Raw genomic sequence first — 21,360 nt, forward strand, 5'->3', positions numbered from 1 at the left:
TACGAGTCCGGTCGCGCGCGACCGCCATGCCGTACTCGATCTTCCAAAACAAAAAGGCCGCCCGGTGAGGGGCGGCCCATTGTTTTCCGTGAGGAAAGCGGATGCTTAGCGCACCGTACCGCGACGGACGAGGTTCACGATCGCCAGCAGCACGATCGCGCCGACCAGCGAATACAGGAAGCTCATCACGGTAATGCCGTTATTGATGTTCGCCCCGGTGACGAAACCGGCGATCACCGCACCGACGATCCCGACGACGATGTTCAGAAAGATGCCCTGCTGCGCGTCGGTCCGCATGATGATGCTGGCCAGCCAACCAACGACACCGCCCACGATGAGCCAGAGAATGATACCCATTTGACGTCCCTCCATTTGGTGCCTGCGACCCGGTCCGTGCGTACCGGGTGTACAGATGGAAAGACTCTCAACGGACTAGCTTGTTCCGCCTCCGTATTTAACGGATACTCAATATTTCCGCTGCTGCCGTTCGTACAGCGTCTTGTAGTGCTGGATTCGCGTCACCCGCAGCCCCGGCATGCCCGACCGGTCGACCGCGCGCTGCCACCCGGCGAATTCCTCCGCCGACAGGTTGTAGCGCATGCAGACGTCGTCGACGCTCAGCAATCCGCCATTGACCGCCGCGACCACTTCCGCCTTGCGCCGCACGACCCAGCGGGTCGTGTCGGGCGGTGGCAGCGAGTCGATCGTGAGCGGTTCGCCAAGCGGACCGATCACCTTTGCCGGACGGATTTTCTGGTTCTCAATCATACTGGACCTCGAGCCGGGGTGGGGACCCCTGAAACCTACTTCTGCGGTCATGCGGGCTTACGTTTGAACATGGGCTAAAACGGCTAGGTAAACATGGTCTTCATTCGCGCGGGGCCCATGTGGGTTTCGCGACGGAACGGTGTTCCGCCACGATGCACGGGTCGAGCAACGCCGCCGTCCAGCCGTTGAACGCGCCGTCGGTCGGAGTCAGCAGCGATACCGGCGCGCGTTTCCACGCCAGCCGCGTCTGCAACCGGGCCGTCGGCGTCGCCGCCTGCCGCCCCGTCGCCGCAGCCAGCAGCACGGCCAGCTCCGTCGGCAACGGCGTGACCGCTATCCCACGGTCAAAACGGGCGAAACTCAGGTCCAATGCATCTTTCCCTCATGGGTTTCTAACGACATAGCTACTCCGGACAACTGAAGGTCCGGTAAATGGCACGGTATTTTTGCAAGCCGGCCGTGAAAGGATTATCGGCGGGATCATGAATGCCGCTGATTTTCAACTCGAATCACCTATTTCCGCGCGGCGGATCGTCGTCGCCATGTCGGGCGGGGTCGACAGTTCGGTCGTCGCCGCCCTCGCCCATGCGACCGGCGCGGAGACGATCGGCGTCACGCTGCAACTCTACGATCACGGCGCCGCGGTCGGCCGTGCCGGTTCCTGCTGTGCCGGGCGCGACATTCGCGATGCGCGGGAGGTATGCGACCGGCTGGGCATCGCGCATTATGTCTTCGATCACGAGACCAGTTTCCGCGAGACGGTGATCGACGATTTCGCCGATGCCTATCTGGCAGGGCGTACCCCGATCCCGTGCGTCAAATGCAATATGGGGCCGAAGTTCACCGACCTGTTCGCACTGGCCCGCGATCTGGGGGCGGATTGCCTCGCCACCGGCCATTATATCCGGCGGGTGGCGGGGCCGAATGGCGCGGAACTGCACCGCGCGGTCGATCCGGCGCGCGACCAGAGCTATTTCCTGTTCGCGACGACGCAGGACCAGCTCGATTTCCTGCGCTTCCCGCTGGGGGACATGCCCAAGGCGCGCGTGCGAGAGATCGCCGCCGAACTGGGCCTGGGCGTCGCCGGCAAGGCCGACAGCCAGGACATCTGCTTCGTCCCCGACGGCGACTATGCCGGGCTGGTCCGCAAGCTGCGCCCGGAAGCGAATGAAGGCGGCGAGATCGTCGACCTTGGCGGGCAGGTGCTGGGCCGGCATGGCGGCCTGGTCGGCTATACCGTCGGGCAGCGGCGCGGGCTGGAGATCGGGGGCCTCGCCGAGCCGCTCTATGTCGTGCGGCTCGAACCGGCGACGAAGCGTCTGGTCGTGGGACCGCGCAGTGCGCTGGCGGTCGGCGCGGCGCGGCTGTCGGAGATCAACTGGATCGGCGGGGATCATGCCGGCCCGCTGACCGCCAAGGTGCGGTCGATGGCGAAACCGGTGCCGGCACGGCTGGATGGCGAACGGCTGGTGTTCGACGCAGCCGAATATGGCGTCGCACCGGGCCAGGCGGCGGTGCTCTATGCCGGCGACCGGGTACTGGGCGGCGGCTGGATCGAAGGGACGGAGGCCGCGTAAAGATCCTCCCCGGCACGGGGAGGGGGACCGCCGCGAAGCGGTGGTGGAGGGGGGTGTCGACATACGGCACGGTTGCGTTGCGCGGCCAACCCCCTCCAACATGCTGCGCATGGTCCCCCTCCCCGTACCGGGGAGGAACTTGCGGCCATCGCCACCACCGCCTACAGCCCGCGACCGATGCTACCTGCGCTCGCCCATGTCCGCGACTGGATCTTCGATCTCGACAACACGCTGTATCCGGCGTCGTCGAACCTGTTCGCCGAGATCGAGGCGCGCATGGGGCAATATATCTGCGACCTGCTCGACTGCGACGCGGCGGAGGCGCACCGGGTGCAGAAGATGCATTTCCATAACCACGGCACGTCGCTGTCGGGGCTGATGGCGGAACAGGCGGTCGATCCGCACCATTTCCTCGATTTCGTGCACGACATCGACCTGTCGCCGCTGGTGCCCGATCCCGACCTGCCGCGCCTGTTGGCTGCGCTCCCGGGACGCAAGCTGGTCTTCACCAATGGCGATGCGCCCTATGCGCGGCGCGTGCTGGAGCGGCTGGGCCTGTCGGACAGCTTCGCCGGCATCCACGACATCCATGCCACCGCCTATCGCCCCAAACCGCATGTCAGCGCCTATGAAGGACTGTGCGCGGCGTGGGAGATCGACCCGACGACCGCGCTGTTCGCCGAGGACATGGCGCGCAACCTCGTGCCGGCCAAGGCGGCGGGGATGACCACCGTCTGGGTCGACAACGGATCCGAACAGGGGCCGGGCGTGGCCCGCGACCATATCGATTACATCACGCACGACATCGTCGCGTGGCTACGTTTCGTGGAGGAATCATGACCGACCTTGCCGCCCAGATCGACGCCGCCTGGGAAAACCGTGCCGAACTGACCGTCCATACGCAGGGGGAGGTCCGCGAGGCGGTCGACGCCGCGCTGGCGCTGCTCGATGCGGGTGAGGCCCGCGTGGCCGAACCGGTCGGCGACGGCTGGCAGGTCAATCAGTGGCTGAAAAAGGCGGTGCTGCTGTCGTTCCGCCTGAACGACAACACCATCATGGACGGCCCCGGCGGCACCAACTGGTTCGACAAGGTGCCGAGCAAATTCACCGGCTGGGGCGAGCATCGCTTCCGCGAGGCCGGCTTCCGCGCGGTGCCGGGCAGCATCGTCCGCCGCGGTGCGTTTATCGGCAAGGGCGCGATCCTGATGCCGAGCTTCGTCAATATCGGCGCCTATGTCGGTGAGGGCACGATGGTCGATACCTGGGCGACCGTGGGCAGCTGTGCGCAGATCGGCCGCAACGTGCACCTGTCGGGCGGCGCGGGCATCGGCGGCGTGCTCGAACCGCTGCAGGCCGATCCGGTCATCATCGGCGACGGCGCCTTCATCGGCGCGCGTGCAGAAGTTGCCGAAGGCGTGAGAGTCGGCGAAGGCGCGGTGCTGTCGATGGGCGTCTATCTGGGCGCGTCGACCAAGATCATCGACCGCGTGACCGGCGAAGTCTTCCGTGGTGAAGTACCTCCCTATGCCGTGGTCGTGCCCGGCTCGACCGGCGGCACCGACGGCAAGCCGGCGCTGTACTGCGCGGTGATCGTCAAGCGGGTCGATGCGCAGACCCGCAGCAAGACCAGCATCAACGACCTGCTGCGGGACTGATGCCGGCCACCGCCGGTCAGGGCGCGGTGGCGTCGACCGGCGGCTGGTTCGCCATCGACTTCGCCACCGCTTCGGCCTGGGACAGCACGCGCAGGACATTGCCCTGCGCCAGCGCGCTAAGGTCGCTGTCGGACCAGCCGCGCCGCGCCAGTTCGGCGAAGAGCAGCGGATAGCCGTCGACGCCGCCCATGCCTTCGGGACCGGTGCCCGAAATGCCGTCATAATCGCCGCCGATGCCGACATGCGCGCGCCCGGCGACCTTCGCGATATGCTCGACATGATCCGCCATCGTCGCAGCGGTGACGCGGGGGGCGGGGTTGGCCGCTTCCCATGCCTGCAGCGCCGGCGGCGTCTCGCGACCATATCGGTTACCGGGCAGCCCCTGCGCCTTGGCATAGGCGCCGCGCCGATTGTCCCAGTCGTTCCACGCGCTCGACAGGAAGGCGGGATAGGCATTGACCATTACCACGCCGCCGTTGCGGCCGATCGCCGCCAGCAACGGGTCGGGAATGTTGCGCGGCCGGTCGGCAAGCGCACGCGCGTTGGAATGCGACGCGATCACCGGCGCCCTAGTCGCTGCCAGTGCCGCCGCCATCGTCGCGTCGGACACGTGCGCGACATCGACCAGCATCCCCAGCCGGTTCATCTCCGCCACGACCTTGCGTCCGAAATCGGTCAGCCCGTTCGCCTGCGGTGCGTCGGTCGAACTGTCGGCCCAGCCGACGCTCTTGCCATGGGTGAGGGTCATGTAGCGGACGCCGAGATTGTAATATTGGCGCAGCACCGAGAGGCGGCCGTCGATCTGGTGTCCGCCCTCGACGCCGATCAACGAGGCGATACGGCCGCTCTTCGCAATCCGGGCCATGTCGGCGGCGTCGCGGGCCAGCGCCATGCGCGCCGGATTGGCGGTGATCATACGGCGGACGATATCGATCTGTTCGATCGTGGTCTCTACCGCCTGCGGACCGGTCGTCGTCGCTGGAATCCACACCGACCAGAACTGCCCGCCGACATGCCCCCTGGCCATGCGCGGCAGGTCGGTCTGGAGCGGGGGTTCGATGCGGCTGGTATCGGCGGTCAGGTCGACCGCCTCGACCGCGGCATGATGCCCGTCGCGGATTTCCCATGGCAGGTCGTTATGCCCGTCGATGATCGGGGTGCGCGCCAGCACGCGTTCGGCGCGCGCGATATCGGCGGCGTAGGGGGCGGGGGCCTGCGCGGCGAGCAGGAACAGGGGGAGCAGCATCGGCATGCACGCTACCGCGTCGCGCCGGACGCCGACAAGTGCTACGGCGGGGTACCCCCATGCGCTTGCTGCATGGCAGATGGGAGATGCGCCGATGGTTGCCCTGTTGCTGCTGCTGGCCGGTCAGGCCGCGACGCCCGCCCGAGCGATCCCGACACCGCCCGAGCGGATCTCGATCCTCGTCGATCCGTGCGCGTCGCAGCGGCGCAATTCGCAGGACGACGAAATTCTGGTGTGCGGCGAGGCGGCACGGACGCCGCGGATCCAGCTGCCCTCGGAGCGCACGCCACCCGACCGGCCGCTGGCATCGAATCCCTACGCCGATGGGCGCGGGGCGATGGCGGCGGCGGCTCCTCCGTGCGCGACGCTGTCGCAAGGGTGTACGACGGGGGTGGATATCTTTGGCGGGGGCACGTTCCTCGTTCGCGCGGTCGGCAAGCTGATCGATCCGAACAGCTGCTGCGATGAACCGGGCGAGGCGACCAATGTCGGCAAGCTGCTCAGTGACGTGGTGCGCGGGGTGAAGGGCGGTCCGTCGAAAAAGGAGCGCGCCAAGCGGGTGACGATCCCGCTCGATCCGGCGGTGCCGTTGCCGGTGGCGGGAACGCCGTAGGAGCCTGTTGGAAGGCTTCAAGCCATCGGTCCTCCCCGGCACGGGGAGGATTTGTGGTCCGTTCGGTTCAGGGCATTTGTTTGACGCCGGCCTTCCGGGTCAGTGCTCGACCGGACGGGTTTTCTCGACAAGTGCCGACGCGGGAGTAAATCCCGCGTCGTCGGTCGTCGCTGTGGCGACGCCGGCCGGCCGTCGCTTTGTGCGCTTGGGGCTTTGCCCCTTGCGCACCGGCGTACAGCTTCGCTGCGCGCCTCAAAGCTTGGCGGTCAACTCCGGCACCACGGTAAACAGATCGCCCACCAGCCCAACATCGGCGACCTGGAAGATCGGCGCGTCCTCGTCCTTGTTGATCGCGACGATGACCTTCGAATCCTTCATCCCCGCGAGATGCTGGATCGCGCCGGAAATGCCGACCGCGATATAGACTTCCGGGGCGACGATCTTGCCGGTCTGGCCGACCTGATAATCGTTGGGGGCATAGCCGGCATCGACCGCCGCACGCGAGGCGCCGACCGCGGCGTTCAGCTTGTCGGCGAGCGGATCGATCAGCGCATGGAACTGCTCTTCCGATCCGAGCGCGCGACCGCCCGAGACAATGATCTTGGCGCTGGTCAGTTCGGGACGTTCCGATGCGGCGATTTCGGCGCCGACGAACTTCGACACGCCCTTGTCACCGGTCGAGGTGACGGCTTCGACCGCAGCCGAGCCGCCGGTCGCTTCGGCCTTGTCGAACGCGGTGCCGCGCACCGTCAGCACCAGCTTGGCATCGCTGGTCTTGACCGTCGCGATCGCATTGCCGGCATAGATCGGACGAGTGAAGCTGTCCGGCCCCTCGACCGACAGGATTTCGCTGATCTGCATGACGTCGAGCAGCGCTGCGACGCGCGGCGCGATATTCTTGCCCGTCGTGGTCGCGGCGGCGACGAAGGCATCGTGGCTGCCCATCAGTTCGACGACCAGCGGCGCGACATTCTCGGCGAGGTTATGGGCATAGGCCGCGTCGTCGGCGACCAGCACCTTGGCGACGCCGGCGATCTGCGCGGCGGTCTGTGCGACGCCGTCGACGCCTTGGCCGGCGACCAGCAACTCGACCTCTCCCAGCTTTCCGGCAGCGGTGATCGCCGCGTACGTCGCGTCCTTGACCGACTGCCCGTCATGTTCGACCCAAACCAGCGTCTTCATGCGACCACTCCCAGCGTCTTCAACTTACCGACCAGTTCGTCGACATCGGCGACCTTTACCCCGGCCTGCCGCTTCGACGGCTCCTCGACCTTGACCGTGGTCAGGCGCGGGGTGACGTCGACGCCGTAATCGGCGGCGGTCTTGGCGGCGAGCGGCTTCGACTTGGCCTTCATGATGTTGGGCAGCGAGGCGTAGCGCGGTTCGTTGAGGCGCAGGTCGGTGGTGACGATCGCGGGCAGGGCGAGCGCGACCGTCTCCAGCCCGCCATCGACCTCGCGCGTCACGTTGACCGTGTCGCCCGACACCTCGACCTTGCTGGCGAAGGTGCCCTGCGGATAACCGGTGAGCGCGCCCAGCATCTGGCCGGTCTGGTTGTTGTCGTCGTCGATCGCCTGCTTGCCGAGGATGACCAGCTGCGGTGCTTCCTCGTCGATCACCGCCTTCAGCAGCTTGGCGACGCCGAGCGGCTCGACCTTGGTCTCGCTGGTGATCAGGATCGCACGGTCGGCACCCATGGCGAGGGCGGTGCGCAGCGTGTCCTGCGATTTCTGTTCGCCGATCGAGACGACGACGATCTCGGTCGCAACGCCCTTCTCCTTCAGGCGGATCGCTTCCTCGACCGCGATCTCGTCGAACGGGTTCATGCTCATCTTGACGTTGGCAAGGTCGACGCCCGACCCGTCCGCCTTCACGCGGGGCTTCACATTGTAATCAAGCACACGCTTGACCGGCACCAGCACCTTCATGGGCACTCCCTCTCAAAACGTTTTGCGCGGTGGCATCGCGGGTTTCTGTGGCGGTTCTGCGTGGGTTTCGCAAGTCCGGTATGGAAACGCCGGGACGCCGTAGCGGCAGGCGGCGACCCTAGCGCGAATCGCCCTGTCCCCCCAACGAAAAAGGGCCCGGACGTTTCCGCCCGGACCCCGTTTCATGCGCGTGGCAGGGGCGATCAGGCCGCCTTCTGCACTTCCGCGACGATCTTCTTGGCGGCATCGCCGAGGTCGTTGGCGGGAACGATCGCCAGACCCGAATTGGCGAGGATGTCCTTGCCCGCCTGCACGTTCGTGCCTTCGAGGCGGACGACCAGCGGCACCGACAGGTTCACTTCCTTCGCGGCGGCGACGATGCCCTCCGCGATGATGTCGCACTTCATGATCCCGCCGAAGATGTTGACGAGAATGCCCTTCACCGCCGGATCGGCGAGAATGATCTTGAACGCCGCGGTGACCTTTTCCTTGTTGGCGCCGCCGCCGACGTCGAGGAAGTTAGCCGGGAACATGCCGTTCAGCTTGATGATGTCCATCGTCGCCATGGCAAGGCCGGCGCCGTTGACCATGCAGCCGATATCGCCGTCGAGCTTGATGTAGGCGAGGTCGTACTTCGACGCCTCCAGCTCCATCGCGTCCTCTTCGGTGGTGTCGCGCAGTTCCATCAGGTCCTTGTGGCGGAACATCGCGTTGCCGTCGAAGCCGACCTTGGCGTCAAGCACGACCAGCTTGCCATCATCGGTGACGGCGAGCGGGTTGATCTCGATCTGCTCGGCATCGGTGCCGAGGAACGCGTCGTACAGCTTCGACGCGACGCTGGCGGCCTGCTTGGCGAGGTCGCCGGTCAGTTCGAGCGCGGCGGCGACGGCGCGGCCGTGATGCGGCATGAAGCCGGTCGCGGTGTCGATGTCGATCGAATGGATCTTTTCGGGCGTGTCGTGCGCCACGGTTTCGATGTCCATGCCGCCCTCGGTCGAGGCGACCATCGAGACGCGGCCGGTCACACGGTTGACGAGCAGCGCGAGGTAGAATTCCTTCGCGATGTCGACGCCGTCGGTCACGTACAGGCGGTTGACCTGCTTGCCCGCGTCACCGGTCTGGATCGTGACCAGCGTGTTGCCGAGCATGTCGGTGGCGTGGGCGCGGACTTCGTCGGCGGTCTTGGCGAGGCGGACGCCGCCCTTCGCATCGGGGCCCAGTTCCTTGAACTTGCCCTTGCCGCGGCCGCCGGCGTGGATCTGCGCCTTCACGACATAGAGCGGTCCGGGCAGCTTCGACGATGCCTCGACCGCTTCGTCGACGGTCAGCGCCGCGAAGCCGGCGGGCACCGGCACGCCGAACTTCGCGAGCAGTTCCTTGGCCTGATATTCGTGAATGTTCATGGATTCGCCTTCCGCCTCTCGGGTGGGTGTCTGTAAGTTGGCAAAGTTGCCACGCCTAGAGCACATGCGGACAGCCGAATCCAGCCCAAATCGACCTTAATGCAAATGCGTCGCAGATGCGTTTACCTTGCGTTCGCAGCGAGGGGAGCGCAGAAACGGCTAATCGCGATTTGCCCAAGACCCCCGCTATGGCGTCGCAATGTCCCGCCCGAGCCGCTATATGCGCGCGATGCACTGGGCAATCGGCATCCTGATCTTCGTCGCAACCGTGATCTTCATGGAAGGGTTCGCCTATGTCGCGCATCGCTGGCTGATGCACGGGCCGGGCTGGTTCCTGCACGCCAGCCACCATCGCCCGCGCCACGGCAATTGGGAGTGGAACGACCTGTACGCCGCGATCTTCGCGGTGCCGTCGATCGTCCTGCTGCTGGGCGGGGTGCAATGGGGCTGGTGGCCGGGCACGATCTGGATCGGCGCCGGCATCGCCGCCTACGGCGCGATCTATTTCGGATTCCACGACATTATCGTCCATCGCCGGCTGCAGCACCGCTATCTGCCGAAGTCGAGCTATATGAAGCGGATCATCTCCGCCCACCGGCTGCACCATGCGGTCGAGACCAAGCAGGGCACGGTGAGCTTCGGTTTCCTGTGGGCGCCGAGGCCCGAGGATCTGAAGGCCGAACTCAAGCGGCGCGGCAATGCCGGGGTGCGCGCCGCGACCGCGCGGACCCACGACCCCGTCGAGCATCCATGACGCCGGAGGGCTGGCAGGCGCGCGCGCTGTCCTGGGCGCTGGCGATCTTCGCGACGCTGGCGATGGTCGGGGCGGTCGCGACCATGTCGACCGATGGCGGAACGTCGCGTTCCGGCGCGGAAGTTGACACCGGCGCGGTGCAGCGGGTCGATCCGCGCACCGGCGCGCCGGTGTCCGCGACCTCGCCCGCGCCGTTCACCACCGGCGCACCCCGCATCGAAACGCCGCAAAGCATCGCGACCGCGCGACAGGCCGACGCCACCCGTGCCGTCACCCGCTGGCTGGAGGTGCTGACCTATGCCGTGCTGGCGCTGGTCGCGGTGCTGGCGGTCGGGGTGCTGGCGCTGTTCCGCATTGCGCAGGCATTGGGCGAGCGGCGCGACTGACGCGGTGATCGACGATCCGTTCTTCTATGCGCTGGCGGTGCCGGCGGTGGTGATGCTGGGCCTCGCCAAGGGCGGCTTTTCGGGAATGGGCGCGCTGTCGCTGCCGATGCTGGCACTGGCGGTCGATCCGGTGCGCGCGGCGGCGATCCTGTTGCCGATCCTGATCGTGCAGGACGTGGTCGGCGTCTGGGCGTTCCGGCGGACGATCGACTGGCGGGTGATCGGATGGATGCTGCCCGGCGCCGGGATCGGCATCCTGCTCGGCTATCGTTTTGCCAGTAGCGTGCAACCTTCGGCGGTGCTGGCGGCGGTCGGGGGGATTTCGATCGCGTTCGGGCTGTGGCGGCTATGGACCGAACGGCATGGGATGCCGGTCGCACGGTCCTCGCCCGGTTGGGTCGGCACGCTGTTCGGCGTGGCATCGGGCTTTACCAGCCAGATCGCCCATGCCGGACAGCCGCCGTTCCAGCTATGGGTGCTGCCGCGTCAACTTCCGCGCGATGTGCTGGTGGGGACGACCGCGCTGTTCTTTGCGGCGGTCAACTGGCTGAAGGTGCCAGCCTATCTGGCGCTCGGGCAGTTCACGCCCGCCAATCTGGCGACGGCGGCGGCGCTGCTGCCGGTGGCGATCGCGTCGACGATGGCGGGGGTGTGGCTGGTGCGGCGGGTGGCGGCGCAGCGTTTCTATACCGCGATCTATGTGTTGATGATCGTGGTGGGGGTGAAGCTGGTGTGGGACGGGGTGGCCTGATCCAATTAGGTTCAGACTCGCTCTGAATGGCTATGGTATACGTACGCGGGGCGATCTAGCCTGCGGCATGCGCGCCGTTCTTTTTCGCTCCATGGCCCTGATCCTTTGCATGTCGGCGGCCGGATGTACCGGGCGGGTAACGCTGGTTCCGCCGGCGTCGATCGCCGCAGCGCCGATCTCGAAGGACGATTACAAGATCCGGTCGCTCGCGGACATCGATCCGGCCCGCCCGCTGGCCGATGATATGGCGGGACAAACGCTGAGCATGTACGGCCGCGAAGACCTGATCGCCGCGACCAGCAGCGACTTCAAACCGATGGCGTGTCAGCCGATCGTGGGGGCAGGCGATCCGATCGACGTGATCGTGCAGCGTGCGCGCCGGACGTCGATCGTGATCGTAAACGAAAGTCACGAACGGTCCGAACATCGCGGTTTTACGGCGCGGGTCGCCCGCGCGCTGCGTCCGCTGGGATATGACGTGCTGGCGATGGAGACGCTGTCGAACCCCGCACCCGGAACGCCCGACAAGTTCCTGCCGCCCTATCTGCAGCGCCCCGACCAGCCATATTTCGAGGATCAGGACGGTTATTATCTGTCCGAGGCCGGGTTCGGGCGGTTGGGCCGGGAGGCCAAGGCGCTCGGCTATCGTCTGGTGCCTTACGAACAACGGCATCAACCGGGCGAGGAGAAGGATTCGTGGGATATCCGCATCGAACGGCGGGAAACGTCGCAGGCACAGCAACTCGCCGACTATATCGCCGCGCATCCGGGCGCGAAGCTGCTGGTCCATGTCGGCTATTCGCACGCGACCGAAGTGCCTTTGAAGAACGGTCAGAAGTGGATGGCGACCCGCTTGAAGGCGTTGACCGGCATCGATCCGCTAACGGTGTCGCAGACCATCTGTCGAGGCGGAGCGGCGAAGGATCGGCTGGTCGAGTTACCGACCGATGAGCCTGTCGGGATGTTCGACCTTGTCATCGATCATCCGACGGCGCAGTTCGTGCGCGGGCGTCCGGCATGGCGCGTGGCGGCAGGTGACCGGGTGGTGTCGATCCCCAAGGCGTTGCGTCCGGGCAAGGGCTGGTGGATCGTCGAGGCGCGGCCGGTTGGGGAGAGCGAGGTATCGGTGCCGATGGACCGGGTGGCGATCCGGCCGGGGGAGGATGTCGCGCTGTTGTTGCCGCCAGGGCGGTATCAATTGAAGGTCATCGATGTGCCGTTGGGCGCAAAAAAGACTCCCGAATAGCCGGAGGCCTTCGATCGACTTGGCGACCCGTGAACTAACTATTTGTTTCGTATCGGTATTGGTCGAAGGTTTCGGAACTGACCAGGATGAAGCCAGTCCAAGTGACGCCGGTCCACAGCGTATGTCGACCTGTTTCCCGCCCGGACCAGACTAAAATAATCCTGCAAAGAATGCAGGTACTTGAGCAGTCTAGCCATAAGCTTCAACGATCGGAAATCCGGCATGATATCATCGCGTTGGATGGTCTGGTATCGTAGGTAGCATGATCTAGATCATTCCGCGATATTGCTGAATACTGTTGTACGCATTACCGGTTCGTCCCGCTTTGAACGGCGCGTTGCGGGCGATCCGGTCGATCCGTCCCGCTCGCGTCCAGCGAAGGGGAGAACAGGAGTGAAGACGCGTTTGATCGCCGCTGCGATGGTGGCCGCCAGTTTCGCATCCGCAACGCCCGCCATCGCGCAGAAACTGGCCAAGCCGTCGGCGGGTCAACGGTTGCAGGAGCAGACCGCGAACGACGTGCCGCGCTGCACCCGCAAACTGGGCACCGTTTCGATCGTCGATGGCGACAATTCGTCCTACTGGACCGCGTGGAACCTCGCGCCGCCGTCCAAGCTGCTGAAGGTATTGGTCGCCCGGTCCGGCTGCTTCAATATCATCGATCGCGGCAGCGGGCTGAACGCCGCCGAGAAAGAGCGGGCGATCGGCGGCAATCTGGGCCTGCAACGCGGATCGAATGTCGGGCAGGGGCAGATCAAGGCCGCCGATTACGTACTGGTCGCCGAGGTGCAGGGCGCCAATTCGAATGTCAGCGGCAACGGTATCGCCGGCGGGGTCGGCGGATTGCTGGGCGGGCGTGTCGGCGGGTTGATCGGCGGGCTTCGCAGCAAGAAGATGGAGGCGAACACGGTGCTGTCGTTGACCAACGTCCGCACGACCGAAACGATCGCGACCGAAGACGGCTATGCCGCGAAGAACAACATCTCACTGGGCGGGGGCGGGTTCTTCGCCGTGGCCGGCGCGGTCGGCGGCGGATATGACAATACCGATATCGGCCGGATCGTAACCCTGTCGTTCATCCAGGCCTATGCCAAGATGGTCAACAGCCTCGGCCTCATCCGACCCGGCGCGGAAGGGACGGCGCAGGCGGCCCCGGCCAAGACCTTCACCGCGCAGGCGCCGGTGGCGATGCGGGCATCGGCGGTCGCCTCCGCTAAGGTCATCCGCACCTTGCCGGTCGGCAGCATCGTCTATCCCACCGGCAACAAGAGCGGGCTGTTCTGGGAAGTCGCCGACGAAAACGACAATGTCGGCTGGGTGCTGAACACGAAGCTGGCTCCGTCGCAGACCTCGCCCGACGCGCCCGATATCCACTGATCGGCTAGAGCGGTTTCCGATCAGGTTGGATCACCGGCACGGAGGTGATTTTGGTTCGGGGCAAGGCGCAAGGAGGGAGCGATGCCGAAGCATCGTGACCGACGAAGCAACGCTGCCCCGAGCCGAAATCACTCCGCCGCGTCAGCGGTCGCCCGTAGGGCGATGATGGTGGTTCAAGCTGGTCGGAAACCGCTCTAAGGGCTCTGAAGCCCTTTACGTCGAACCGGCGTCATCCCGGTGCAGACTGGGATAATCTGGCGTCCGATCCTGCCAACCGGAACGTCGCCCCAGCGAAGGCTGGGGCCTCACGCGGCGCTTGTCCCGTGCCATCACCGGGAGATCCCAGCCTGCGCTGGGATGACGTTTTGGTCGGCCGGATCAGGCCTTGAGGAGCCGGTCGCCGGGCAGGAGGCGGAGGAAGGCGTTTGCGCGACGGCAAGCGCCCGCGCGGGCGTTGCGTCCGTGGCACGCCCCCTCCACCGTCCTGCGGACGGTCCCCCTCCCCGTGAACGGGGAGGATCACCAATTAGTCGAACAGGCTCGACACCGACGATTCGTCGGCGATGCGGCGGATCGCTTCGGCCAGCAAGGGCGCGATGGTCAGATGGCGGATCTTCTTGCCCTGCGCGATGACGTCGTGGTTGCCGATCGAGTCGGTGATGACCAGTTCTTCGAGCGCCGACGCCTCGACCCGGGCGACCGCGCCGCCCGACAGGACGCCGTGGGTGCAATAGGCGACGACGCCGACCGCGCCGGCCTGTTTCAGGGCGGCGGCGGCGTTGCACAGCGTGCCGGCCGAATCGACGATATCGTCGATCAGGACGCAGAAGCGCCCTTCGACATCGCCGATGATGTTCATCACCTCCGATTCGCCGGCGCGTTCGCGACGCTTGTCGACGATGGCGAGCGGGGCGTTGTGCAGGCGCTTGGCGAGGCTGCGCGCGCGGACCACGCCGCCGACGTCGGGCGACACGACCATCAGATTGTGTTCGCCGAAGCGGGTCTTGATATCCTCCGACATGACCGGCGCGGCATAGAGATTGTCGGTCGGGATATCGAAGAAGCCCTGAATCTGCCCGGCATGGAGATCGACGCACAGCACGCGGTCGGCGCCGGCTTCGGTCACGATGTTCGCAACCAGCTTGGCCGAGATCGGGGTGCGGGGCCCGGGTTTGCGGTCCTGCCGCGCATAGCCGAAATAGGGGATGACCGCGGTGATGCGCCGCGCCGACGCGCGCTTCAGCGCGTCGATCATGATCAGCATCTCCATCAGATTGTCGTTGACCGGATAGCTGGTCGACTGGACGACGAACACGTCCTCACCGCGGACATTCTCCAGCACCTCGACGAAGATTTCCTCGTCGGCGAAGCGGCGCACGCTGGCTTTCGTCAGCGGGATTTCCAGATAGTCCGCGATCGCGGTCGACAGGGGAAGGTTGGAATTGCCCGCCAGCAGCTTCATGGGTGCGCCCGTATCCACGATGAAAAGAATGGGTGCGCCATAGAGTGCGCGGACGAATTGTGAAACCCATGTGACGCCCGCGTTTGCGCCGATGCGACAAATGGGCGATTGGGCAGCCCCATGACCGTCACCCGTTTCGCCCCCAGCCCGACCGGCTTCCTCCATATCGGCAATCTGCGCACCGCGCTCCACAACTGGATGTTCGCGAAGAAGGCGGGGGGCAGGTTCCTGCTTCGTATCGACGATACCGATGGCGCGCGCAGCGAGGAGCGGTTCGTCGACGCGATCCGTGCCGATCTGGCGTGGCTGGGGCTGGTGCCCGATGGCGAGGAACGCCAGTCGGCGCGGTTCGACCGGTACGAGGCGGTGTTCGCCGATATGGTGGCGCGCGGGCGGATCTATCCGGCGTATGAGACGCCCGAGGAGCTGGACCTGCGGCGCAAGATTCTGGCGGGGCGGGGGTTGCCGCCGGTCTATGATCGCGCGGCGTTGAAGTTGAGCGACGAGGATCGGGCGCGGCTGGAGGGCGAGGGGCGGCGGCCGCACTGGCGGTTCCGGCTCGAGGCCGAACCGATCGAGTGGGACGATATGGTGCGCGGCCCGCAGCGCTTCGACGGGGCGCTGCTGTCCGATCCCGTCGTGCGGCGCGCCGACGGGTCGTGGCTGTATCTGCTGCCCTCGGTGATCGACGATGCCGATATGGGAGTGACCCATGTCGTGCGCGGGGAGGATCATGTGTCCAACACCGCCACGCAGATGCAGATGTTTCGGGCGATGGGGGCGGTGCCGCCGGCCTTTGCGCATGAGGCGCTGCTGGTCGGGAACGAAGGCAAGCTGTCGAAGCGTCTGGGGTCGCTGGGCGTCGCGCATTTCCGCGACGCGGGCATCGAGCCGGAGGCGGTCGTGGCGCTGCTGGCGCGGCTGGGGACCAGCGATCCGGTCGAGGCGGTGATCGATCCGGCACCGTTGATCGCGGCGTTCGATTTCGCCCGGTTCGGGCGGGCGCCGGCGCGGTTCGACGAGGGCGAGCTGGCGCAGGTCAATGCGCGGATCGTGCATCAGCTGCCGTTCGAGCGGGTCGCGGCGGCGTTGCCCGCGGGGATGGATGCGGCGGCATGGGGAGCGGTGCGCGGCAATCTGGAGCGGGTGGCGGATGCTGCCGACTGGTGGCGGGTAGTGACCGGGCCGGTCGCGGCGCTGCCGGTGGCGGAGGAGGATCGGGCGTTCCTGACGCGTGCTGCGGAAGTCGCGGCGGGGCTGGACTGGGCCGATCCATGGGGGCAGCTGACCGGTGCGCTGAAGGCCGAGACCGGGCGCAAGGGCAAGGCGCTGTTCCTGCCGCTGCGCCGCGCGCTGACCGGCATGGACCATGGACCGGACATGGCGGCGCTGCTGCCGCTGATCGGACGCGAACGCGCGGTGGAACGGTTGCGGGGCTGACGCGCACGTCAGCTTTACAGCCCCTTCGATAGGGTATCTCATCGCATCAGCCGACTGGACGGCAGGAGATACGAATCGAAGGGACGGTGGCATGGCATATCAGGGACAACGTGGCCTGAGCCCGGTGGGCTTGGGGATTGCGATTGCGATCAATGGCGGCCTGCTGGCGCTGGCGATGATGACGGCGACGACCGTCATGCGCGGGCCGGTCGACAAGCCGCTGGAAACCGAAGCCATTCCGATCGACCCGCCGCCGCCGCCGATCGACGAGGTGAAGCCGGTCGAGCGGGTCGTCACCGATCCCACGCCCGCGCCGCTGCCGGTCGTGCCGCCGGCGCCCTATCCGGTGCCGGGGCCGGCGATGGAGAGCACCGACGTCATCCCGCCCGCACCGCCGCCGCCGGTACCACTGCCGACGACGCCGAGCGGGGTGGGGACGGGCACGCCGGTGACGGTCGCGACGCCGCTGCCGGTGCTGGTCGAGGCGAGCGTCGATCCGCGCTATCGCGCCGATTTCCAGCCCGACTATCCCGCGTTCGAACGCAATATCGGCCGCGATGGCGTGGTCGTCGTCCGGGTGCTGGTCGGCAGCAACGGCCGGGTGAGCGCGATCGAACCGGTGCGATCGACCAGCGATGCGTTCTTCGAGGCGACGAAGAAGCGCGCGCTGTCGAAATGGCGCTTCCGTCCGGCGACGCGCGACGGGGTGGCGGTCGAAAGCTGGCGCCAGATGACGGTGCGCTTCACGATGCAGGATAGCTGAAGGCGGAGCCCCCGATCTCGGCTGGGGTTCTGGGGTCAAGGAAGAAGGTTGGTTCCCGCGAAGGCGCGGAGTCGCGAAGGGGTTGCGTCCGTTGCAACCTGATCCGCGTCAGCGGCTTGGATGCCCCTTGGCAACCGACGCAATGGTCTCCCGTTTGCGACAGGCTCGCCCAGAACGCGACCGCTTCGCGTCTCCGCGCCTTCGCGTGAACCAACCTTCTTCCGTGGCGGCGGGGGCTGGCGCATATACGCCCCCGCGCCTATCTTGGCCCCTGTGAAGCTGCGCCACCTATTCTCACCGGTTCATGCCATCCGCGATTTCGCGAATTTCGCCCGTGCGCGCGAAAAGCATGAATGGTGGTTCCTGCTGGCGTCGATCTGCGTCGTGCTCGTGATCGGCTGGGCGTTCGTCCACGATTCTTATTTCGAACGGGCGTACAAGCCGAACATCATCTATTTCGAAAGCTGGCCCGCGAACCGCACCGATGCGGAGATCATCGCCCAGCAGAAGATCGATCAGGCCAAACAGGAGGCCGAGCAGGCCGAGTTCGAACGCGAACGCGCCAAGCGGCAGGCCGAGTGGAAGAAGATCGACGACAAGCTGAAAAGCTGGGGCATCTGAACCAGCCCGAAGAGGATGCGCGCTGGATGGGCGCGGCGCTGACGCTGTCGGCACGCACGTGCGGGACGACCGCGCCCAATCCCAATGTCGGTTGCGTCATCGTCGCGGACGACCGGGTCGTCGGGCGCGGCTGGACGTGCGCGGGCGGGCGCCCGCATGCCGAAGCCGCTGCGCTGGCGCAGGCGGGCGATCGGGCACGGGGGGCGACCGCCTATGTCACGCTGGAGCCGTGCGCTCATGTCTCGGCGCGGGGGCCGGCCTGTTCCGATTTGCTGATCGAGAGCGGCGTGGCGCGGGTCGTCATCGGCCTGACCGATCCCGATCCGCGGACCGATGGACGGGGGATCGCCCGGTTGCAGGCGGCGGGGATCGAGGTGGTTGCCGGCATCCGGAGCGAGGAAGCGGCGCGGGCGATGGCGGGGTTTTTGACGCGACGCGCGCTGGGGCGGCCGTCCGTCACGCTGAAACTGGCGCTGTCATTGGATGGCGCGGTATCGCGCGCCGATGGGCAGAGCCAGTGGATCACCGGACCACAGGCGCGCGCGCACGGCCATCTGGAGCGCAGCCGCCACGAGGCGATCCTCGTCGGGCGCGGTACGGCGGAGATCGACCGGCCGAAGCTGGACGTGCGGCTGCCCGGCCTGACCGGTCGCAGCCCGCAGCGGGTCGTGCTGTCGGCCGATTGCGAAGCCATGGACGGGTTCACGATGCTGCCGGGGATCGAGGCGCTGGTCGATCTGCCGGGCGACCATGTGCTGGTCGAGGGCGGGGCGGCGACGGCGGCGGCGTTCCTGCGCGCCGATGCGGTCGACCGGCTGCTGTTGTACCGCGCGCCGATCCTGATCGGGCATGGCCGGACGCTGCCCGATATCGGGCTGACCGATCTGGCGGCGGCGCATGGGCGATGGCGGCTGCACGATGCCCGGATGCTTGGCAGCGACCGGTTGGAAGTCTACGAGCGCGTCAGGATCGAGCGATAGCAATCGGTCGTCATCCCCGCGCAGGCGGGAATCCATACACGCTGTCGGCGGGGAAAGTGCCGAACCGTCAGCGGCTATGGAGTCCCGCCTTCGCGGGATGACGGGTGGGTCCGCCTGTCGAACGATCCACGATGAGGAGCGAAGCGTGTTTACCGGAATAGTCAGCGACGTGGGGCGCATCGAATCGATCGACGGGCCGGGCGACCTGCGGGTGCGGATCACCTGCGCCTATGACACGACCACCATCGACATGGGGGCATCGATCGCCTGTTCGGGCGTGTGCCTGACCGTGGTCGACAAGGGGCCGGGCTGGTTCGCGGTCGACGTGTCGGGCGAGACGGTGTCGCGCACCGCCGATCAATGGGTCGCGGGACGTCCGCTGAACCTAGAACGCGCCTTGAAGCTGGGCGACGAACTGGGGGGCCATATCGTCACCGGCCATGTCGACGGCGTCGGCACGGTCGTTGCGACCGAGAGCGACAAGGATTCGACCCGCGTCACCTTCGCGATCGATCGCGCGCTCAGCCCGTTCGTCGCGACCAAGGGGTCGGTGACGATCGACGGCGTGTCGCTGACCGTCAACGAGGTGGTCGACGATGCCGAGGGCACCCGCTTCACCGTCAACCTGATCCCGCATACCCAGGCGGTCACGACGCTTGGGGGCCTCATGCAAGGGCAGTCGGTCAATATCGAGATCGACGTGCTCGCCCGTTATCTGATGCGAATGGAACAAGTCCGTGGCCAACGCTGAACTGGCGGGTCTCCGCCACGCCTTCCTGTCATCCCCCGAAGAGATCATCGACGAAGCCCGCAACGGGCGGATGTTCATCCTGGTCGACGACGAAGACCGCGAGAATGAAGGCGATCTGGTCATTCCGGCGCAGATGGCGACGCCCGATGCGGTCAATTTCATGGCGCGGCACGGGCGGGGGCTGATCTGCCTCGCCATGACCAAATCGCGGGTTGAGCAGCTCGGCCTCGACCTGATGGCGCGCAACAACGGTACGCGGCACGAGACCGCCTTCACCGTCTCGATCGAGGCGCGCGAGGGGGTGACGACCGGCATCTCCGCCGCCGACCGCGCGCGGACGATTGCGGTGGCGATCGACGCCAGCAAGGAAGCGTCGGAGATCGTGACGCCGGGCCATGTCTTCCCGCTCGTCGCGCGCGAAGGAGGCGTGCTGGTGCGCGCGGGCCATACCGAGGCGGCGGTCGACGTGTCGCGCTTGGCCGGCCTCAACCCCTCGGGCGTGATCTGCGAGATCATGAACGAGGACGGGACGATGGCGCGGATGGACGATCTGGTCGGCTTTTCGCAGCTGCATGGCCTCAAGATCGGGACGATCCGCGACCTGATCGCCTATCGCCGTCGTCACGACCATCTGGTCACCAAGCGCGCCGAAACCGTGTTCGAGAGCGAATGGGGCGGCGAGTGGCGTGCCATGACCTTCTGGAACAAGGCGACGGGCAGCGAGCAGGTCGCGCTGGTCAAGGGGCTGATCGATCCGGGCAAGCCGACGCTGGTACGGATGCACGCGCTGTCGCCCTTTGCCGACCTGTTCGGCGAAGGTGGCGACCGGGGCGGGTTGCTGCGCAAGTCGATGCGGATCATCGGCGAGGAGGGGGCCGGCGTCGTCGTGGTCATCAACCGGCCGCGGCCCGATGGGCTGACGCTGGCCATCCATGCGCGCAGCGGTGCGCCGGTGCCGGACATGGAGGAACTGCGCGACTATGGCGTCGGCGCGATGATCCTGAACGAACTGGGCGTCGAGGACATGGTGCTGCTGACCAACACCCATCACACGCTGGTCGGGCTGGACGGCTATGGGCTGAAGATCGTCGGCGAACGGCCGATCACGGAGAATTGATATGGCGAAGATACTGATCGTCGAGGCGCGGTTTTACGATCATCTGAACGACCTGCTGCTCGAAGGCGCGCGGGCGGCGATCGAGGCGGCGGGGCATGACCATGAGACGGTGACCGTCCCCGGCGCGCTGGAAGTGCCCGGCGCGATCGCGATCGCCGATGCGGCCGAAACCTATGACGCGTTCGTCGCGCTGGGGGTCATCATCCGCGGCGAGACCTATCATTTCGAGGTCGTGTCGAATGAGAGCGCGCGCGGGATCATGAACCTGTCGCTGGAGGGGGTGCCGGTCGGCAACGGCATCCTGACCGTCGAGAACGAGGCGCAGGCGCTGACCCGGGCGAAGCGGACCGAGAAGGACAAGGGCGGCGAGGCGGCCAAGGCGGCGCTGGCGATGCTGGCATTGCGCGAGCGGTTTTCGGTTTGAGGTAGTTCCTCCCCGCTTTGCGGGGAGGGGGACCAGCCGCAGGCTGGTGGAGGGGGGCGGCCGCTTGCGGACCGTTTGTGGATGTCCCCCTCCACCAC

The 21,360-nt window shown here is 66.5% G+C and carries 24 protein-coding genes; 16 read left to right on the forward strand and 8 right to left on the reverse strand.

The annotated features are described in order from the left end of the window. Window positions 1–105: 105 nt before the first annotated feature. The 3 genes from MF607_RS13400 to MF607_RS13410 form a co-directional block, all read right to left on the reverse strand. Complete coding sequence (locus MF607_RS13400; protein WP_242119582.1) at window positions 106–357, reverse strand: GlsB/YeaQ/YmgE family stress response membrane protein; 252 nt, start codon at window positions 355–357, stop codon at window positions 106–108. Window positions 358–465: 108 nt separating this feature from the next. Further along, window positions 466–768, reverse strand: coding sequence for a CtrA inhibitor SciP (gene sciP / locus MF607_RS13405; RefSeq protein WP_242119584.1), 303 nt, complete (start codon window positions 766–768; stop codon window positions 466–468). 100 nt (window positions 769–868) lie between these two features. Further along, window positions 869–1,072 carry a hypothetical protein gene (locus MF607_RS13410; RefSeq protein ID WP_242119586.1) on the reverse strand — a complete coding sequence of 68 codons (204 nt, stop codon included), beginning with the start codon at window positions 1,070–1,072 and terminating at the stop codon, window positions 869–871. A gap of 178 nt (window positions 1,073–1,250) precedes the next feature. On the opposite strand from MF607_RS13410, the gene mnmA reads away from it, so the two are divergent. From mnmA to dapD, 3 genes are all read left to right on the forward strand, one after another. Beyond that, entirely contained in the window at window positions 1,251–2,345 is a 1,095-nt protein-coding gene (gene mnmA, locus MF607_RS13415) for a tRNA 2-thiouridine(34) synthase MnmA (protein ID WP_242119588.1), read from the forward strand. A 177-nt stretch (window positions 2,346–2,522) separates the two neighbouring features. Continuing rightward, on the forward strand, window positions 2,523–3,185 hold the full coding sequence (locus MF607_RS13420; RefSeq protein WP_242119590.1) for a pyrimidine 5'-nucleotidase: 663 nt from the start codon (window positions 2,523–2,525) through the stop codon (window positions 3,183–3,185). Further along, a complete protein-coding gene (gene dapD / locus MF607_RS13425) occupies window positions 3,182–4,000 on the forward strand; it encodes a 2,3,4,5-tetrahydropyridine-2,6-dicarboxylate N-succinyltransferase (protein ID WP_242119592.1) in 819 nt (272 codons plus the stop codon). Before MF607_RS13420 ends, dapD begins: the two co-directional genes overlap by 4 nt. 16 nt (window positions 4,001–4,016) lie before the next feature. Here dapD and MF607_RS13430 read toward each other — a convergent pair whose 3' ends face one another. Continuing rightward, on the reverse strand, window positions 4,017–5,252 hold the full coding sequence (locus tag MF607_RS13430; protein WP_242119594.1) for a dipeptidase: 1,236 nt from the start codon (window positions 5,250–5,252) through the stop codon (window positions 4,017–4,019). A gap of 88 nt (window positions 5,253–5,340) precedes the next feature. Between MF607_RS13430 and MF607_RS13435 the strand changes: the two genes are divergently transcribed. Beyond that, entirely contained in the window at window positions 5,341–5,859 is a 519-nt protein-coding gene (locus MF607_RS13435) for a hypothetical protein (protein ID WP_242119596.1), read from the forward strand. 252 nt (window positions 5,860–6,111) lie between these two features. On the opposite strand, the gene MF607_RS13440 is transcribed toward MF607_RS13435, so the two are convergent. The 3 genes from MF607_RS13440 to sucC form a co-directional block, all read right to left on the reverse strand. Continuing rightward, window positions 6,112–7,041, reverse strand: coding sequence for an electron transfer flavoprotein subunit alpha/FixB family protein (locus MF607_RS13440; protein ID WP_242119598.1), 930 nt, complete (start codon window positions 7,039–7,041; stop codon window positions 6,112–6,114). After that, entirely contained in the window at window positions 7,038–7,787 is a 750-nt protein-coding gene (locus MF607_RS13445) for an electron transfer flavoprotein subunit beta/FixA family protein (RefSeq protein ID WP_242119600.1), read from the reverse strand. The genes MF607_RS13440 and MF607_RS13445 overlap by 4 nt, the downstream gene beginning before the upstream one ends. A gap of 203 nt (window positions 7,788–7,990) precedes the next feature. Further along, the gene (sucC, locus tag MF607_RS13450) at window positions 7,991–9,190 is read right to left on the reverse strand and encodes an ADP-forming succinate--CoA ligase subunit beta (RefSeq protein ID WP_242119602.1); all 1,200 of its coding nucleotides are present in this window, start codon (window positions 9,188–9,190) and stop codon (window positions 7,991–7,993) included. Window positions 9,191–9,419: 229 nt separating this feature from the next. On the opposite strand from sucC, the gene MF607_RS13455 reads away from it, so the two are divergent. The 5 genes from MF607_RS13455 (at window position 9,420) to MF607_RS13475 (ending at window position 13,704) form a co-directional block, all read left to right on the forward strand. Beyond that, window positions 9,420–9,944, forward strand: a complete 525-nt coding sequence (locus tag MF607_RS13455) for a sterol desaturase family protein (protein WP_431311950.1) — start codon at window positions 9,420–9,422, stop codon at window positions 9,942–9,944. Further along, a complete protein-coding gene (locus MF607_RS13460; RefSeq protein WP_242119607.1) occupies window positions 9,941–10,330 on the forward strand; it encodes a hypothetical protein in 390 nt (129 codons plus the stop codon). The genes MF607_RS13455 and MF607_RS13460 overlap by 4 nt, the downstream gene beginning before the upstream one ends. A gap of 4 nt (window positions 10,331–10,334) precedes the next feature. Continuing rightward, window positions 10,335–11,081, forward strand: coding sequence for a sulfite exporter TauE/SafE family protein (locus MF607_RS13465; protein ID WP_242119609.1), 747 nt, complete (start codon window positions 10,335–10,337; stop codon window positions 11,079–11,081). A gap of 91 nt (window positions 11,082–11,172) precedes the next feature. Next, window positions 11,173–12,327: a hypothetical protein gene (locus MF607_RS13470; RefSeq protein ID WP_242119611.1), complete on the forward strand. Its 1,155-nt coding sequence runs from the start codon at window positions 11,173–11,175 to the stop codon at window positions 12,325–12,327. Window positions 12,328–12,747: 420 nt separating this feature from the next. Continuing rightward, complete coding sequence (locus MF607_RS13475) at window positions 12,748–13,704, forward strand: CsgG/HfaB family protein (RefSeq protein ID WP_277925902.1); 957 nt, start codon at window positions 12,748–12,750, stop codon at window positions 13,702–13,704. A gap of 526 nt (window positions 13,705–14,230) precedes the next feature. Here MF607_RS13475 and MF607_RS13480 read toward each other — a convergent pair. Beyond that, entirely contained in the window at window positions 14,231–15,166 is a 936-nt protein-coding gene (locus MF607_RS13480) for a ribose-phosphate pyrophosphokinase (protein WP_056458326.1), read from the reverse strand. A gap of 120 nt (window positions 15,167–15,286) precedes the next feature. Between MF607_RS13480 and gltX the strand changes: the two genes are divergently transcribed. The 7 genes from gltX to ribH all read left to right on the forward strand — a co-directional run bounded on the left by gltX (window position 15,287) and on the right by ribH (window position 21,262). Continuing rightward, on the forward strand, window positions 15,287–16,606 hold the full coding sequence (gene gltX / locus MF607_RS13485) for a glutamate--tRNA ligase (RefSeq protein WP_242119617.1): 1,320 nt from the start codon (window positions 15,287–15,289) through the stop codon (window positions 16,604–16,606). 91 nt (window positions 16,607–16,697) lie between these two features. Next, complete coding sequence (locus MF607_RS22720) at window positions 16,698–17,369, forward strand: TonB family protein (protein WP_277925893.1); 672 nt, start codon at window positions 16,698–16,700, stop codon at window positions 17,367–17,369. Between the two features lie 273 nt (window positions 17,370–17,642). Further along, window positions 17,643–17,990: a hypothetical protein gene (locus MF607_RS13500; protein WP_242119619.1), complete on the forward strand. Its 348-nt coding sequence runs from the start codon at window positions 17,643–17,645 to the stop codon at window positions 17,988–17,990. Window positions 17,991–18,016: 26 nt separating this feature from the next. Then, window positions 18,017–18,970 carry a bifunctional diaminohydroxyphosphoribosylaminopyrimidine deaminase/5-amino-6-(5-phosphoribosylamino)uracil reductase RibD gene (ribD, locus tag MF607_RS13505; RefSeq protein WP_242119769.1) on the forward strand — a complete coding sequence of 318 codons (954 nt, stop codon included), beginning with the start codon at window positions 18,017–18,019 and terminating at the stop codon, window positions 18,968–18,970. 145 nt (window positions 18,971–19,115) lie between these two features. Next, window positions 19,116–19,721: a riboflavin synthase gene (locus MF607_RS13510; protein WP_242119622.1), complete on the forward strand. Its 606-nt coding sequence runs from the start codon at window positions 19,116–19,118 to the stop codon at window positions 19,719–19,721. Beyond that, complete coding sequence (ribB, locus tag MF607_RS13515; RefSeq protein WP_242119624.1) at window positions 19,708–20,838, forward strand: 3,4-dihydroxy-2-butanone-4-phosphate synthase; 1,131 nt, start codon at window positions 19,708–19,710, stop codon at window positions 20,836–20,838. The genes MF607_RS13510 and ribB overlap by 14 nt, the downstream gene beginning before the upstream one ends. A gap of 1 nt (window position 20,839) precedes the next feature. Continuing rightward, window positions 20,840–21,262: a 6,7-dimethyl-8-ribityllumazine synthase gene (gene ribH / locus MF607_RS13520; protein WP_242119626.1), complete on the forward strand. Its 423-nt coding sequence runs from the start codon at window positions 20,840–20,842 to the stop codon at window positions 21,260–21,262. Window positions 21,263–21,360 lie beyond the last annotated feature (98 nt).

The organism is Sphingomonas lacusdianchii (assembly GCF_022664395.1).
In the GTDB taxonomy this organism is placed as follows: Bacteria; Pseudomonadota; Alphaproteobacteria; order Sphingomonadales; family Sphingomonadaceae; genus Sphingomonas; species Sphingomonas lacusdianchii.

Coding starts and splice junctions, on each gene's coding strand:
- MF607_RS13400 (WP_242119582.1), bottom strand. CDS start 357: ATGGGTATCATTCTCTGGCTCATCGTGGGCGGTGTCGTTGGTTGGCTG.
- sciP (WP_242119584.1), bottom strand. CDS start 768: ATGATTGAGAACCAGAAAATCCGTCCGGCAAAGGTGATCGGTCCGCTT.
- mnmA (WP_242119588.1), top strand. CDS start 1,251: ATGAATGCCGCTGATTTTCAACTCGAATCACCTATTTCCGCGCGGCGG.
- MF607_RS13420 (WP_242119590.1), top strand. CDS start 2,523: ATGCTACCTGCGCTCGCCCATGTCCGCGACTGGATCTTCGATCTCGAC.
- dapD (WP_242119592.1), top strand. CDS start 3,182: ATGACCGACCTTGCCGCCCAGATCGACGCCGCCTGGGAAAACCGTGCC.
- MF607_RS13430 (WP_242119594.1), bottom strand. CDS start 5,252: ATGCCGATGCTGCTCCCCCTGTTCCTGCTCGCCGCGCAGGCCCCCGCC.
- MF607_RS13435 (WP_242119596.1), top strand. CDS start 5,341: ATGGTTGCCCTGTTGCTGCTGCTGGCCGGTCAGGCCGCGACGCCCGCC.
- MF607_RS13440 (WP_242119598.1), bottom strand. CDS start 7,041: ATGAAGACGCTGGTTTGGGTCGAACATGACGGGCAGTCGGTCAAGGAC.
- MF607_RS13445 (WP_242119600.1), bottom strand. CDS start 7,787: ATGAAGGTGCTGGTGCCGGTCAAGCGTGTGCTTGATTACAATGTGAAG.
- sucC (WP_242119602.1), bottom strand. CDS start 9,190: ATGAACATTCACGAATATCAGGCCAAGGAACTGCTCGCGAAGTTCGGC.
- MF607_RS13455 (WP_431311950.1), top strand. CDS start 9,420: ATGCACTGGGCAATCGGCATCCTGATCTTCGTCGCAACCGTGATCTTC.
- MF607_RS13460 (WP_242119607.1), top strand. CDS start 9,941: ATGACGCCGGAGGGCTGGCAGGCGCGCGCGCTGTCCTGGGCGCTGGCG.
- MF607_RS13470 (WP_242119611.1), top strand. CDS start 11,173: ATGGCCCTGATCCTTTGCATGTCGGCGGCCGGATGTACCGGGCGGGTA.
- MF607_RS13475 (WP_277925902.1), top strand. CDS start 12,748: ATGGTGGCCGCCAGTTTCGCATCCGCAACGCCCGCCATCGCGCAGAAA.
- MF607_RS13480 (WP_056458326.1), bottom strand. CDS start 15,166: ATGAAGCTGCTGGCGGGCAATTCCAACCTTCCCCTGTCGACCGCGATC.
- gltX (WP_242119617.1), top strand. CDS start 15,287: ATGACCGTCACCCGTTTCGCCCCCAGCCCGACCGGCTTCCTCCATATC.
- MF607_RS22720 (WP_277925893.1), top strand. CDS start 16,698: ATGGCATATCAGGGACAACGTGGCCTGAGCCCGGTGGGCTTGGGGATT.
- ribD (WP_242119769.1), top strand. CDS start 18,017: ATGGGCGCGGCGCTGACGCTGTCGGCACGCACGTGCGGGACGACCGCG.
- ribH (WP_242119626.1), top strand. CDS start 20,840: ATGGCGAAGATACTGATCGTCGAGGCGCGGTTTTACGATCATCTGAAC.